The organism is Pseudomonas crudilactis (assembly GCF_013433315.1).
Lineage (GTDB): Bacteria > Pseudomonadota > Gammaproteobacteria > Pseudomonadales > Pseudomonadaceae > Aquipseudomonas > Aquipseudomonas crudilactis.
Map to the genome: position 1 here is coordinate 1 of NZ_WXVV01000028.1, position 13,751 is coordinate 13,751.

General features: G+C 59.9%; 13 protein-coding genes. 5 read left to right on the plus strand and 8 right to left on the minus strand.

Features of this window, described 5'->3' with window-relative positions:
* Nucleotides 1-167: 167 nt before the first annotated feature.
* Entirely contained in the window at nt 168-1,271 is a 1,104-nt protein-coding gene (locus tag GTU76_RS25305) for a cytochrome P450 (RefSeq protein WP_180699871.1), read from the minus strand.
* Between the two features lie 79 nt (nt 1,272-1,350).
* Between GTU76_RS25305 and GTU76_RS25310 the strand changes: the two genes are divergently transcribed.
* From GTU76_RS25310 to GTU76_RS25320, 3 genes are all read left to right on the plus strand, one after another.
* The gene (locus GTU76_RS25310) at nt 1,351-2,109 is read left to right on the plus strand and encodes an ArsR/SmtB family transcription factor (protein WP_180699872.1); all 759 of its coding nucleotides are present in this window, start codon (nt 1,351-1,353) and stop codon (nt 2,107-2,109) included.
* Between the two features lie 147 nt (nt 2,110-2,256).
* On the plus strand, nt 2,257-3,477 hold the full coding sequence (locus tag GTU76_RS25315) for a putative DNA modification/repair radical SAM protein (protein WP_007915071.1): 1,221 nt from the start codon (nt 2,257-2,259) through the stop codon (nt 3,475-3,477).
* Complete coding sequence (locus GTU76_RS25320; protein WP_180699873.1) at nt 3,474-4,307, plus strand: TIGR03915 family putative DNA repair protein; 834 nt, start codon at nt 3,474-3,476, stop codon at nt 4,305-4,307. The genes GTU76_RS25315 and GTU76_RS25320 overlap by 4 nt, the downstream gene beginning before the upstream one ends.
* A gap of 250 nt (nt 4,308-4,557) precedes the next feature.
* Here the strand turns inward: GTU76_RS25320 and GTU76_RS25325 are convergent, their stop codons facing one another.
* The 5 genes from GTU76_RS25325 to GTU76_RS25345 all read right to left on the minus strand — a co-directional run bounded on the left by GTU76_RS25325 (nt 4,558) and on the right by GTU76_RS25345 (nt 10,774).
* Nucleotides 4,558-5,577 (minus strand): branched-chain amino acid aminotransferase, encoded by a 1,020-nt coding sequence (locus GTU76_RS25325; RefSeq protein WP_008086978.1) that lies wholly within the window; start codon nt 5,575-5,577, stop codon nt 4,558-4,560.
* Between the two features lie 248 nt (nt 5,578-5,825).
* Nucleotides 5,826-7,199: a dihydrolipoyl dehydrogenase gene (gene lpdA / locus GTU76_RS25330; protein ID WP_180699874.1), complete on the minus strand. Its 1,374-nt coding sequence runs from the start codon at nt 7,197-7,199 to the stop codon at nt 5,826-5,828.
* A 7-nt stretch (nt 7,200-7,206) separates the two neighbouring features.
* Complete coding sequence (locus GTU76_RS25335) at nt 7,207-8,478, minus strand: dihydrolipoamide acetyltransferase family protein (RefSeq protein ID WP_016985243.1); 1,272 nt, start codon at nt 8,476-8,478, stop codon at nt 7,207-7,209.
* Nucleotides 8,479-9,537, minus strand: a complete 1,059-nt coding sequence (locus GTU76_RS25340; RefSeq protein ID WP_003224000.1) for an alpha-ketoacid dehydrogenase subunit beta — start codon at nt 9,535-9,537, stop codon at nt 8,479-8,481.
* A 1-nt stretch (nt 9,538) separates the two neighbouring features.
* Nucleotides 9,539-10,774, minus strand: a complete 1,236-nt coding sequence (locus GTU76_RS25345) for a 3-methyl-2-oxobutanoate dehydrogenase (2-methylpropanoyl-transferring) subunit alpha (RefSeq protein WP_016985244.1) — start codon at nt 10,772-10,774, stop codon at nt 9,539-9,541.
* Nucleotides 10,775-10,959: 185 nt separating this feature from the next.
* Between GTU76_RS25345 and bkdR the strand changes: the two genes are divergently transcribed.
* A complete protein-coding gene (gene bkdR, locus GTU76_RS25350; RefSeq protein ID WP_180699875.1) occupies nt 10,960-11,448 on the plus strand; it encodes a Bkd operon transcriptional regulator BkdR in 489 nt (162 codons plus the stop codon).
* A 3-nt stretch (nt 11,449-11,451) separates the two neighbouring features.
* Here bkdR and GTU76_RS25355 read toward each other — a convergent pair whose 3' ends face one another.
* Both GTU76_RS25355 and GTU76_RS25360 read right to left on the minus strand, forming a co-directional pair.
* Nucleotides 11,452-12,309, minus strand: a complete 858-nt coding sequence (locus GTU76_RS25355; RefSeq protein WP_180699876.1) for a tyrosinase family protein — start codon at nt 12,307-12,309, stop codon at nt 11,452-11,454.
* A gap of 125 nt (nt 12,310-12,434) precedes the next feature.
* Nucleotides 12,435-13,298, minus strand: a complete 864-nt coding sequence (locus GTU76_RS25360; RefSeq protein WP_180699877.1) for an MBL fold metallo-hydrolase — start codon at nt 13,296-13,298, stop codon at nt 12,435-12,437.
* Between the two features lie 91 nt (nt 13,299-13,389).
* On the opposite strand from GTU76_RS25360, the gene GTU76_RS25365 reads away from it, so the two are divergent.
* Complete coding sequence (locus tag GTU76_RS25365; protein ID WP_007915092.1) at nt 13,390-13,731, plus strand: ArsR/SmtB family transcription factor; 342 nt, start codon at nt 13,390-13,392, stop codon at nt 13,729-13,731.
* Nucleotides 13,732-13,751: the final 20 nt, after the last annotated feature.

Consider the following 13,751-nt stretch of genomic DNA (forward strand, 5'->3'; position numbering starts at 1 on the left):
CGCACTAGCCCGCAAGCTTGCCCGGGTGGTATTTGCTCTGTTGAAAAACCAGAGCGAATACTCACCTAAAGCCGTTTAGGGGCTAGGCATGAACCATAGAATCTCCCACAGGGTTGTGATCACCCGTTAACTAATGTGGGAGCTAGCTTGCTCGCGAAGACGGATTGTCAGGCGCCAACGTCGCTGAATACTGGAATGCGCCCATTGAGCGAAGGCCTGTAGTGCCAGCCCAAACGATTCAGATCAATGCCACGCCCAAGTATTTCCCTCACCGTCGCTCCGGCAATACTCATCGCCAACGCTTGCCCCGGACACTGATGCCGACCACTGCCAAAACTGAAACTGCGGCGGTTCTCGCGCTGCGGCACAAACTCCTCCGGCCGTTCGTTGAGCGCCGGATCTCGATTGGCCGAGGCCAGCAGCAGCAGAATCACATCGCCTGCCTCGACCCGCACACCGGCAATCTCGCACGGCGCGGCGACAAAGCGCCGGGTGTTCTGCACAGGCGGATCGAAGCGCTGCGCTTCGCTGAGCAGTGCATCGATGGATTCGCCGCGCAACGCCGGCTGATGACGTAGCGCCAACAGGGTATTGCCGATCAGTCCGGCGCAGGCTTCGAATGTCTGCGAACAGAGGCCGATCAGGTTGGCGATCAGGATTTCCTCATCGCCGACAAAGCGCTGCTGGATCGCGCTGAGCAAATCGCTGGCGGGTTCGGCGAGCAGTTCGATAAGGTAGCCGCGCAGTTGTTCGGCCGCCGCATCGGCTGCGGCCAGTTGCAGGTCATTGCTCAACGGCGACAGGCAGGCGACGAAGTCCGCCGTCAGCTCGCTGACTGCCCGCGCCTGCGCCGGCGTGAATCCCAGCAGCGCCGCGACCACGCACACCGGGCCACGAAACATTGCCTTGTAGACACCGACGGCGTCCGCTGTGATCAGTCGTGCGGCGACCAACGCATTGATGGGTTCAAGGTCCAGCGCTGCCAGCTCAGGCTCGATTGCCGCACGCGGGCAGCGCTGGCGTTCGCCGTCATTCATGCGCATCAGGTGACCGAAGACCTTGCCGGCCATGCTTCCGGCAATCGCCTTGGGCACTGGCTCCTGCGCCGGACGCACCCGGCAATCGGCGTGGGCCAGCACGGCACACACCGCACGGGCGCTGCTGGCGACCCACAGTTTCAGATCCGGATGAAACGTCAGTCCACCGTCTGCGCGCAGTTCGGCGTAGTAGGGATAAGGATCGACATGCGTTGCGGCGCTGATCGGGTTCATGGTGTGCATCCTTGTCGGCGGGGAAAGTGTTGCTACTATCTCCACTGCGCAACGACGATGATTCGTCCGGGAGCGAACTATGCACGCAGAACATCAAGACATCGGTGTATCGCAGGTGGCCGCCGCCATCGCCGAGCCGGCGCGGACGAAAATCCTCTGTTCGCTGATGGACGGCCACGCCCGCACCAGCACCGAGCTGGCGACGATCGCCGAAGTCAGCGCCTCGACCGCCAGTGTGCACCTGGCGAAACTCAAGGACCTGGCCCTGGTGTGTCTGCATGTGCAGGGTCGCCATCGCTATTACAGCCTCGCCGATCAGCGTGTGGCGCAAGCGCTGGAAGCGTTGATGGTGATTGGCCAGAATGCGGCGCCGACGTTCAAGCCGCACACCCCGGATCGCCTGCAATTCGCCCGTACCTGTTACGACCACATGGCCGGGACGCTGGCGGTGTTGTTGCATGATCGTTTGCTCGCAGCGGGTTGGCTGGTGCAGACCGACGAGCAGGTGTATCGCTTGAGTGACAGTGGCGAGGCGTTGTTTCTCGGTTTGGGAATAGAAGTGCAGGATTTAACGACCCTGCGCCGCAAGTTTGCCTGTCCGTGCCTGGACTGGAGCATGCGCCGGCCGCATCTCGGGGGCTCGCTGGGGGCGGCGCTGTTGCAGACCGCGTTGAAGCGCAAGTGGGTGACTCAGGATCTGGACAGTCGGGCGTTGGCGTTGACGGCGGTGGGGCGCAAGGAGATCAGTGCGCGGTTCGGTGTTGAGTGGCCGGTAGACGGGCAGATCAAAAGATCGCAGCCTTCGGCAGCTCCTACAGGAGTTGCGTACACCCGATAAATCTCGACCCTACCCAATCCATGTAGGAGCTGCCGAAGGCTGCGATCTTTTGATTTTCAGCGTCTGACCGACGAGGGGCACATCTGCCACCTTGTAACACCGCATTCGACTCTATACTGTATATGCAAACAGTATAGAGCCCGCGCCATGCAAATCATCGACAAGCTCAGCATCCTCGCCGACGCCGCCAAGTACGACGCCTCCTGCGCGAGCAGCGGCGCGCCCAAGCGCAGCTCCGAAGGCAAGAGCGGGCTGGGTTCGACCGATGGCATGGGCATCTGCCACAGCTACACGCCGGACGGGCGCTGCGTATCGTTGTTGAAGATTCTGCTGACCAATTTCTGCCTTTACGATTGCCAATATTGCGTCAATCGCCGCTCCAGCGATGTCCCGCGTGCCCGTTTCACCCCCGAAGAAGTCGTCGCGCTGACCATGGATTTCTATCGGCGCAACTGCGTCAGCGGATTGTTCCTCAGTTCGGGCATCATCCGCTCGGCGGACTACACCATGGAGCAACTGGTGCGGGTGGCGAAGCTGCTGCGCGAAGAGCATGAGTTTCGCGGGTACATTCATCTCAAGACCATTCCCGAAGCCGATCCGGCATTGATCGAAGAAGCGGGACGCTACGCTGATCGCCTGAGCGTCAATATCGAATTGCCGACCGATGCCAGCCTGCAAGTGCTGGCGCCGGAGAAGGACATCAAGTCGATCAAGCAGGCGATGAACACCATCTACACCGGCGTGCAGACCGTGTTGAACGAACCGCGCTCGGCAAAGTTCGCCCCGGCCGGGCAGAGCACGCAGTTGATTGTCGGCGCCGACGACACCGATGACAGCACCATCCTCCACAGCGCCCAGGCCTTGTACGGCAACTTCCGACTGCGGCGAGTTTACTATTCGGCCTTCAGCCCGATCCCCGACAGCCCGAAAAGCGTGCCGCTGGCCGCGCCGCCGCTGATGCGCGAACACCGTTTATATCAGGCCGATTTTCTCTTGCGCAGTTATGGCTACAGCGCCGATGAACTGCTCAAGGGGCCGGGCAATCTGGCGCTGGACATCGACCCGAAACTCGCCTGGGCGTTGCAGAATCGTGAAGTGTTCCCGCTGGATCTGAACCGCGCCGAAGCCTCCTTGATTGCGCGTATTCCCGGCATTGGTTTGCGTACCACCGAACGACTGGTGGAGTTGCGCCGACAGCGGCGCATTCGTTACGAAGACGTCGCGCGCATGCGCTGCGTGCTGGCCAAGGCCAAACCGTTCATCATCACCAGCGACTACCATCCGCAGCAGGCCGAAGTCACCAGCCATTTGCTCTATCAGCAATTGCGTGACCGGCCGATGCCGCAGCAGATGGGGCTGTGGGGATGATCAATCTTGATTGCGATGATCTGTTCGACACTTGGCGCCAGCAGGCGCGCTGGCTGCTGAGCCATGAAGTCGATCCGAGTCTGGTGAGCTGGGCCTCGGAGGGTGTGGGTGATCTGTTTGCCAGTGATGAGCCGGTGCCTGAAGGGCAGGGGCCGTTTCAGGCACGTATTCCGCGAGCGCTGCTCGACACGCTGGAACAGGCCTCGCGCTATCGCGGCGATCAACGCTGGAGTTTGTTGTATGAAGTGTTGTGGCGCGTCAGCCATGGCGACCGCACGGCGATGATGGCCGGGGACAAACTCGGCAGCGAACTGCAGCGACGGATCAAACAAGTCAATCGCGAAGCCCATCATCTGCATGCATTTGTGCGCTTCATCGAACGCCCTTCATCCAGCGCGGGTCCGCAATATGTGGCTTGGCATGAGCCGGCCCACGACATTCTGCACAGCGCCAGCGAGCACTTCATCGGGCGCATGGGCCGCCACCGCTGGTTGATCGCCACGCCACGTGACGGGGTTTATTACGATGGCGAGCAACTGATTCATCAGCGGCAATGCCCGCTGGAATGGCAGCAGTTGGCGCAGAATGTCGATGATCCTCATGGGGATCTGTGGCTGACCTATTACAGCCACATCTTTAATCCAGCGCGTTTGAACGAGAAGGTCATGCAGGGGCATTTGCCGGCGCGGTTCTGGAAGAATCTGCCGGAGGGGGAGTTGATTCCGGGGTTGATTACGCAGGCGCGGATGGGGAAACAGCAGAATGGGCAGGCGAGTGGGATTGCTGATCGACTTGGTAAACGGATAACGCTGAAAAGCCCCTCACCCTAACCCTCTCCCAGAGGGAGAGGGGACTGACCGAGGTGTTTGGACTTGATCCATCGACCTGAACGATCAAGTCGAACTCACATTTTGAATACCACAAAGATCGGCTCCCTTTCCCCCTCGCCCCCTGGGGGAGAGGGCTGGGGTGAGGGGGAAAGAATCTCAAGCACACCACAAATACTGCGCCAAACGCCATAAAAAAAAGCCCCCCACCAATCACTCGGTAGAGGGCTTTTCTACATCAACACCCGTCAGATCAAACCTTGACGATCCAGCCCGCTGGCGCTTCGATGTCGCCGGTCTGCACGCCCGTCAGCTCTTTGTAGAGCTTCTGGGTCACAGGACCCACTTCGGTCTCGCTGTGGAACACATGCAGATGGTCGTTGTAGCTGATACCACCGATCGGGGTGATCACCGCAGCCGTACCGCAAGCGCCGGCTTCCTTGAAGTCCGACAGCTTGTCGATCAGCACGTCGCCTTCAACCACTTCCAGGCCCAGACGCGATTTCGCCAGTTCGATCAGCGACAGGCGGGTGATGCCTGGCAAAACCGACGGCGAGTTCGGGGTGATGAACTTGTTGTCGTGGGTGATCCCGAAGAAGTTGGCCGAACCGACTTCTTCGATCTTGGTGTGGGTCATCGGATCCAGGTAGATCGCGTCGGCGAAGTTGGCTTTCTTCGCTTTCGAGCCTGGCATCAGGCTGGCCGCGTAGTTGCCGCCGACCTTGGCCGCGCCGGTGCCTTGTGGGGCCGCGCGGTCGTAGCTGGAGATCTGGAAGTTGTGCGGGGTCAGGCCGCCCTTGAAATAGGCACCGACCGGAATGCAGAAAATCGAGAAGATGAACTCGGGTGCAGTGCGCACGCCGATGTTGTCACCCACGCCGATCACGAACGGGCGCAGGTACAGCGCGCCGCCAGTGCCGTATGGCGGGATGAAGCGCTCGTTGGCGCGAACCACGGCTTTACAGGCTTCGATGAACTGCTCGGTGTCGACCGTCGGCATCAGCAGACGCGCGCAGCTGCGTTGCATGCGTAGGGCGTTCTGGTCCGGGCGGAACAGGTTGATCGAGCCGTCCTTGCAACGATAGGCCTTCATGCCTTCGAAGCACTGCTGGCCATAGTGAAGGGCAGTCGAGCCTTCGCTGATGTGCAGCACGTTATCTTCGGTCAGGGTGCCTTTGTCCCACTCGCCATCGCGAAAGTACGACAGATAGCGTTTGTCGGTCTTGATGTAGTCAAAACCCAGCTTGTCCCAATTGATGCTTTCGTTACCCATGACACCCTCTATCACTGAACAACCGCCGAAACGGTTCAAGGCTTCTGACGTTTTTTGGATGGGCACAACAATACTTCATTCTTGAGCGGTTTCGCAGCCCGGACTATCGGATGACAGACAGATAATTCCGGTTGCCCTAGAGAATTCGCGAGCAAGTAGAATCGTCGCACCGTCGCTCCCACATTTGAAATGCATTCCCTCTGTGGGAGCGAGCTTGCTCGCGAAGGGGCCATCACTGCCACCGTCCATCACATATGCAACGCATGCCCGAGGGCACGCAACGCCGCTTCCTGCACCGCTTCACCCAATGTCGGATGCGCATGAATGGTGCCGCCGATATCTTCCAGCCGCGCGCCCATTTCCAGGCTTTGCGCAAACGCCGTGGACAGCTCGGAAACCCCGACGCCCACCGCTTGCCAGCCGACAATCACATGGTTATCCCGACGAGCGACCACGCGCACGAAGCCGCTTTTCGATTCCAGCGTCATCGCCCGGCCGTTGGCGGCGAACGGGAAGCTCGACACGATGCAGTCCAGCCCCGCAGCCTTGGCCTCGTCCGGGGTCTTGCCGACCACCACCAGTTCCGGGTCGGTGAAGCACACCGCAGCAATCGCCGTCGGGCTGAATTCACGGGTTTTGCCGCTGATCAACTCGGCAACCATTTCGCCTTGAGCCATGGCGCGGTGGGCCAGCATCGGTTCGCCGCTCAAATCGCCAATCGCGTAGACGTTACGCATGCTGGTCTGGCAGCGGCTGTCGATCTTGATTGCCGAACCGTTCATGTCCAGATTCAGCGCTTCGAGGTTCCAGCCCTGAGTATTCGGTTTGCGACCGACGGCGACCAGCACCTGATCGGTTTCCAGATTCAGGGTTTCGCCCTCCGGATCGCGCACCTGCAAAGTACCGTCGAATCCCAGCACGCTGTGTTTGAGGTACAGCTTCACGCCCAGCTGCTTCAGCGCGTCATGCACCGGTTGCGTCAGTTCAGCGTCGTAAGCCGGCAGGATGCGATCCTGCGCCTCGACCACACTGACGTCGGCGCCAAGCTTGCGATAAGCAATGCCCAGCTCCAGACCGATGTAACCGCCGCCCACCACGACCAGGCGTTTTGGCACGGATGTCGGTGCCAGTGCTTCGGTGGAGGAGATGATCGGTCCGCCAATCGGCAGGATCGGCAGATTAACGCTGGTCGAACCGGTGGCCAGCACCAAGTGCTCGCACTGGATGCGCGTGTCGCCAACGTCAACGGTTTTGCCGTCGATGACTTTGGCCCAGCCATTGATGACCTGAACCTTGTTCTTTTTCAGCAAGGCAGCGACGCCGGTGGTCAGGCGATCAACGATGCCGTCCTTCCACTCGACGCTTTTGCTGATGTCGAGGCTCGGCGCCGAAACGCTGATGCCCAGCGCCGAATGCTGGCTGTGGTGCTGGGTCTGGTGAAACTGTTCAGCCACGTGAATCAGCGCTTTCGACGGTATGCAGCCGATGTTCAGGCAGGTGCCGCCCAGCGATTGGCCTTCGACCAGAATCGTCGGGATGCCCAGTTGCCCGGCGCGGATTGCCGTTACATAACCGCCGGGGCCGCCGCCGATGATCAGCAGCGTAGTGTTCAGAGATTGCATGCGCGCCTTACTCCACAAACAAAGTGGCAGGTTGTTCGATCAGGCCGCGAATGGCCTGGATGAAGAGTGCCGCGTCCATGCCGTCCACCACGCGGTGATCGAACGAGCTGGAGAGGTTCATCATCTTGCGGATCACCACCTGGCCTTTGACGACCATTGGCCGTTCGACGATTTTGTTGACGCCGACGATCGCCACTTCCGGCAGATTCAACACTGGCGTGCTGACGATACCGCCCAGCGCACCGAGGCTGGTCAGGGTGATGGTCGAGCCGGACAGCTCATCGCGGCTGGCCTTGCCATTGCGCGCGGCGTTGGCCAAACGCGAGATTTCCGTGGCGCTGTCCCACAGGCTGCGCGCCTCGGCGTGACGCACCACCGGCACCATCAGGCCAACATCGCTTTGCGTGGCTACGCCGACATGTACAGCGCCGAGGCGAGTGATGACCTGGGCTTCGTCGTCGTAACGGGCATTCATCTGCGGGAAGTCGCGCAGGGCCACAACCAGCGCGCGGACGAGGAAAGGCAGCAAGGTCAACTTGCCACGGCTGGCGCCGTGTTTTTCATTGAGATGTGCGCGCAGTTCTTCAATCGCGGTGACGTCGATTTCTTCGACGTAGCTGAAATGCGCGGCACGCTGAGTAGCGTCCTGCATGCGCTGGGCGATCTTGCGGCGCATGCCGATCACTTGAATCTGTTCTTCGTCATTACGCTGGGCGTAAGCGGCAGCCGCCGGCGCTGAGGCGTTCGACTGACCTTGCGCCAGATAGGCTTCAAGGTCTTCGTGCAACACACGACCGGCCGGGCCGGAACCGCGCACCAGACGCAATTGAATACCCAAATCCAGCGCATGTTTGCGCACGGCCGGCGAGGCGAGAGGGCGTTCGTCTGCTTCGCGGGCAACCATCGGGCCTTGGCAAACCGCAGCCGGGCGCGGAGCGGCTGGAGCAGGTTTGCTCTCAACAACGGTTTCAACTTTCGGCGCAACTGGTGCTTCTTTAACAGGCGCAGGTGCGGCGGACTCTTTCAAGTTACCGGCACCTTCAACCTCAATGCTGATCAACACACTGCCAACCGCCATCACTTCACCCGGCTGACCACCGAGCGCAATCACTTTCCCGTGGACCGGCGACGGAATATCGACCATGGCCTTGTCGGTCATCACGTCCGCCAGCACCTGATCTTCAACGACCAGATCGCCAACCTTGACGTGCCACTGCGACAGTTCTACTTCTGCGATGCCTTCGCCGATGTCCGGCATCTTGATAACGTGCGTGCCCATTCAGACCTCCATGACCCGTTTCAACGCCGCGCCCACCCGGGACGGCCCTGGGAAATACGCCCACTCCTGCGCGTGCGGGTAGGGGGTGTCCCAACCGGTGACGCGTTCGATCGGCGCTTCCAGGTGATGGAAGCAATGCTCTTGCACCAGCGACACCAGTTCGGCGCCGAAACCGCAGGTGCGCGTGGCTTCGTGAACTACCACGCAACGGCCGGTTTTCTTCACCGATTTGACGATGGTTTCCAGGTCCAGCGGCCACAGGCTGCGCAGGTCGATGACTTCGGCATCGACGCCGGATTCTTCGGCAGCGACTTGCGAGACGTAAACGGTGGTGCCGTAAGTCAGCACGGTCACGTCCTTGCCGGGACGGGTGATCGCGGCAACGTCCAGCGGCACGGTGTAGTAACCGTCCGGGACCTGGGCTTGCGGGTGTTTCGACCACGGCGTTACCGGGCGGTCGTGGTGGCCGTCGAACGGGCCGTTGTACAGGCGTTTCGGCTCGAGGAAGATCACCGGGTCATCGTTTTCGATGGAGGCGATCAACAAGCCTTTGGCGTCATACGGGTTGGACGGCATCACCGTGCGCAAGCCGCACACCTGAGTGAACATCGCCTCGATGCTCTGGCTGTGGGTCTGACCGCCATAGATGCCGCCGCCGCATGGCATGCGCAGGGTCATCGGTGCGGTGAACTCGCCAGCCGAGCGATAACGCAGGCGCGCCGCTTCGGAAATGATCTGGTCGGAGGCGGGGTAGACGTAGTCGGCGAACTGGATCTCGGCGACCGGACGCAGACCGTACGCGCCCATGCCGACGGCCACGCCGACGATGCCACTTTCCGAGATCGGTGCGTCGAATACGCGGGAGGTGCCGTACTTGGTCTGCAGGCCCTCGGTGCAACGGAACACGCCGCCGAAGTAACCGACGTCCTGACCGAACACCACCACATTGTCGTCACGCTCAAGCATCACATCCATGGCCGAGCGCAGGGCCTGGATCATGGTCATGGTGGTCGTGGTCATGGCGGTTTCCAACTGAATATTGTTGTTGTGATCGTTCATGTCAGATCCCCAACTGCTGACGCTGGCGCTTCAAGTGCTCCGGCATCTCTTTGTAGACGTCTTCGAACATGGTCGCGGCGCTTGGAATCTGGCCGCCGGCGAGGGTGCCGTACTGTTCGGCCTGTTTCTGCGCAGCAATCACTTCGGCTTCGAGCTCGGCGCTGACGGCAGCGTGCTCTTCGTCCGACCAGTGGCCGACTTTGATCAGGTGCTGCTTGAGGCGCGCAATCGGGTCACCGAGCGGGAAGTGACTCCAGTCATCGGCCGGGCGGTATTTCGACGGATCGTCGGAGGTCGAGTGCGGGCCAGCGCGGTAGGTGACCCATTCGATCATGGTCGGGCCGAGGTTGCGGCGGGCGCGTTCGGCGGCCCAGGCAGAGGCCGCGTAAACCGCGTAGAAGTCGTTGCCATCCACGCGCAACGAGGCGATGCCGCAACCGACGCCGCGTCCGGCGAAAGTAGTGGCTTCACCACCGGCGATGGCCTGAAAGGTCGAAATCGCCCATTGGTTATTCACGACGTTGAGGATCACCGGCGCACGATAAACGTGAGCGAAGGTGAGGGCGGTGTGGAAGTCTGATTCGGCGGTGGCGCCGTCACCAATCCACGCCGAGGCGATTTTCGTGTCGCCTTTGATCGCTGAAGCCATGCCCCAGCCAACCGCCTGAATGAACTGGGTGGCGAGGTTGCCGGAGATGGTGAAGAAACCAGCGTCCTTGACCGAATACATGATCGGCAACTGGCGACCCTTGAGCGGATCGCGCTCGTTGGACAGCAGTTGGCAGATCAGGTCGACCAATGGCACTTCGCGGGCCATCAGAATGCTTTGCTGGCGGTAGGTCGGGAAGCACATGTCGTCGATGTTCAAGGCCAGCGCCTGAGCACTGCCGATGGCTTCTTCGCCGAGGCTTTGCATATAGAACGACATTTTTTTCTGACGCTGGGCGACCACCATGCGGTTGTCGTAGATGCGCGTCTTGAGCATGGCGCGCATGCCTTTACGCAGAATCTCGACCGGCACGTTTTCGGCCCATGGGCCGAGGGCGTTGCCCTGATCGTCGAGTACGCGAATCAGCCCACGCGCCAGGTCGGCGGTGTCGGCAGGTTCAACGTCAATGGAAGGTTTGCGCACCGTACCGGCATCGGTCAGATGCAGGTAGGAAAAATCGGTTTTGCAGCCTGGACGGCCCGAGGGTTCAGGGACGTGCAGGCGCAGCGGTTCATACGCTTGGGTCATGGCTTCTACGCTCGATCTTGTGAATTTCTTGTAGTGAGCTGGCAGTCATTCTTCGGTAGAAGAAATCTTGTCCTACAACAATCATAGGCCCGGGCAAGAAGAATATTTATCTCTGTTTCGTTGCGCTGGAGACGATTTGCAGATAGAAATTCTGCATAAACATAAAAAACAGGTGGTTTTGTCTCATGCGCAAACTGGACCGTACCGACATCGGCATTCTCAACAGCCTTCAGGAGAATGCGCGCATCACCAACGCCGACCTCGCACGCTCGGTGAATCTGTCGCCAACGCCGTGCTTCAATCGGGTCAAGGCAATGGAAGAATTGGGCCTGATTCGCGAGCAGGTGACGCTGCTGGATCCCGACCTGCTGGGGCTGCACGTGAATGTGTTCATTCACGTCAGCCTGGAAAAACAGGTCGAGGAAGCGCTGCAGCATTTCGAGGAAGCCATTTCTGATCGCCCCGAGGTGATGGAGTGCTACCTCATGGCCGGAGACCCGGATTACCTCATCCGGGTCTTGGTCCCGACCATTCAGTCGCTCGAACGCTTCATGATGGACTTCCTGACCAAAGTGCCGGGTGTGGCGAATATCCGGTCAAGCTTTGCGCTCAAGCAGGTGCGCTACAAGACCGCGCTGCCGTTACCCGCTAACGGTTTGACGCTGGGCAGCTGAGGGTCAGATGGAGTCATAGCGGTAATCGAGCTCTGTGGTGAAGAGGGTTTGTTGGACGGTATAGGTTGGTACCCAGGGTGCCGGCTCATTGGCGGGATGAAAGATCAGCACGGTTTCGTTCATGCCTGTCGAGCCGGCCTCGTTGGTAAAGCCCGGAGTGCCAGGGTGTTGATGTTTCCAGCGCTCCCACAACAAGTCGAGGTAGCAGTGGTGCAGGAAGAAGATCGGATCATTGGGTGAGGCGGCTTGCGCCATGCTGCCGCCTATCCAGGCATGTACCGGATTGTGCAGTTCGGTTTCCGAGATGTTTTCCCAGCCGCTTGCCTCCATCCAGTAAGGCGTACTGTTGAGCGTCGATATGACGGTCTCTGCGGTGGGCAGTGCGCCGTTTGCCCCGAGATCTCGACGAATGCCGGTGTTGCCGATGCCCTCGTCCCAGACTCTCACTTCGAACTGCGATTGCTCTCTGGAAAACGGGCCGCTGGTGACGCGCTGATCTTGCAGGCTGTCACCGTTTGAACCCATGAAGTCCGAGGTGAAGGGGTTGTCGGCCCCGGTCAGTTGCCAGTTCCAGTAGGGCAGGGTGATGGTCGGATCATTGGCGGCGGACTGCAGGGCCAGTTCGAACTGGCGGATCAGAATCCGGTGCCACGGATAGAACAGCGGGCTTCGATGCGGGTTGGGCGTCAGCGGATTGCCGCGGCCCATCGAATTTTTGTGGATCTGGACAAAATCATCGTAGCGGCTTTGCTGTCCGGGTCGCAGCACGCTGTCGACATTGTTCTTCAGCCTCAGGATGGCATCGATGAAGGCGGATTTCTGTTGCGGTGTCATGTCACGGTGATTACGACGAATATCCATATTGCGAAAACTCCATTGAATGTTTGCCCAATGGAGTCTGCTCGCTTACAGGATTTTCACCAGTTCACCACCCTCGACAGAGTTCGTAGGAAAAATAATCCGGCGACGTCCCGAGCGATTTTTTCCTATAGGGAATTGAGCGGAATCTTCAGGTAAACCACGCCGTTTTCCTCGGCCGGTGGCAAATTCCCCGCCCGCACATTCACCTGAATCGCCGGCAGCAACAGCGTTGGCATACCCAGCCCCGCGTCACGTTTTGTGCGCATCTCGACGAACGCCGCTTCATCGATTCCGTCATGCACATGAATATTGCTTTTGCGCTGCTCACCGACCGTGCTTTGGCACTGCGATTCGCGGCCTTCTGGCGGATAGTCGTGGCAAACGTAGAGTTTCACGCTGGCGGGGAAGGCGAGCAGTTTGTGGATCGAAGCAAACAACTGATGGGCGTTGCCGCCGGGAAAGTCGCAACGCGCGGTGCCGACGTCCGGCATGAACAGCGTATCGCCCACCAGAATCTGCTCGCCATCGATCAAATAAGCCATGTCCGCCGGGGTGTGGCCGGGCACATGCAGGGCCGTGGCCTTGAGATTGCCGATACGGAACGATTCGTTCGGTGCAAACAAATGATCGAACTGCGAGCCATCAACGCAGAACTCCGGCTCCAGATTGAAAAGAGCCTTGAACACGTTCTGCACTTTGCTGATCGATTCACCGATAGCGATTTTCCCGCCCAGCTCCCGGCGCAGATAAGGCGCGGCGGACAGGTGATCGGCGTGGGCGTGGGTTTCCAGCAGCCACTGCACTTGCAGATTGTGGGTGCGGACGAAGGCGATGATCTTGTCGGCCTGCGCGGTGCAGGTGCGCCCGGCGGCGCCGTCGTAATCGAGCACCGGATCGACGATCGCGCATTGCCCGCCAGCGGTTTCATAGACCACATAGCTGTAGGTCGAGGAGGCGGGGTCGAGGAAAGCTTCAATCTGCGCGGGCATGGACACCAACCTGAACAAGGAAAATGGGTTGCAACACTTTATCTAAAAACATAATGTTCGCAGCTTAAGTGACCTTGAAGGCATCGTGCAAATGCAATCCAGTCTGACCGAATGTGAAGTCGCCCAACTGCGCGCCTCGGCCTCCAAGGCCTGTGCGCTGCTCAAAGCCATGGCCAATGAGGATCGTCTGCTGATCCTGTGTCAACTGACCCAGGGCGAACGCAACGTCGGCGAACTGGAAAAGATGACCGGCGTGCGCCAGCCGACGCTGTCCCAGCAATTGGGCATCCTGCGCGATGAAGGGCTGGTCGCGACCCGTCGTGAAGGCAAGTACATTTTCTACGGGCTCGCCAGTCCGGAAGTCATCCAGGTGATGAAAACCCTCTCCGGGTTGTATTGCGGCGCCGTGCTGAAAAGTCTCGGCCATCAATAAATGCCAGCCAACACGCTATC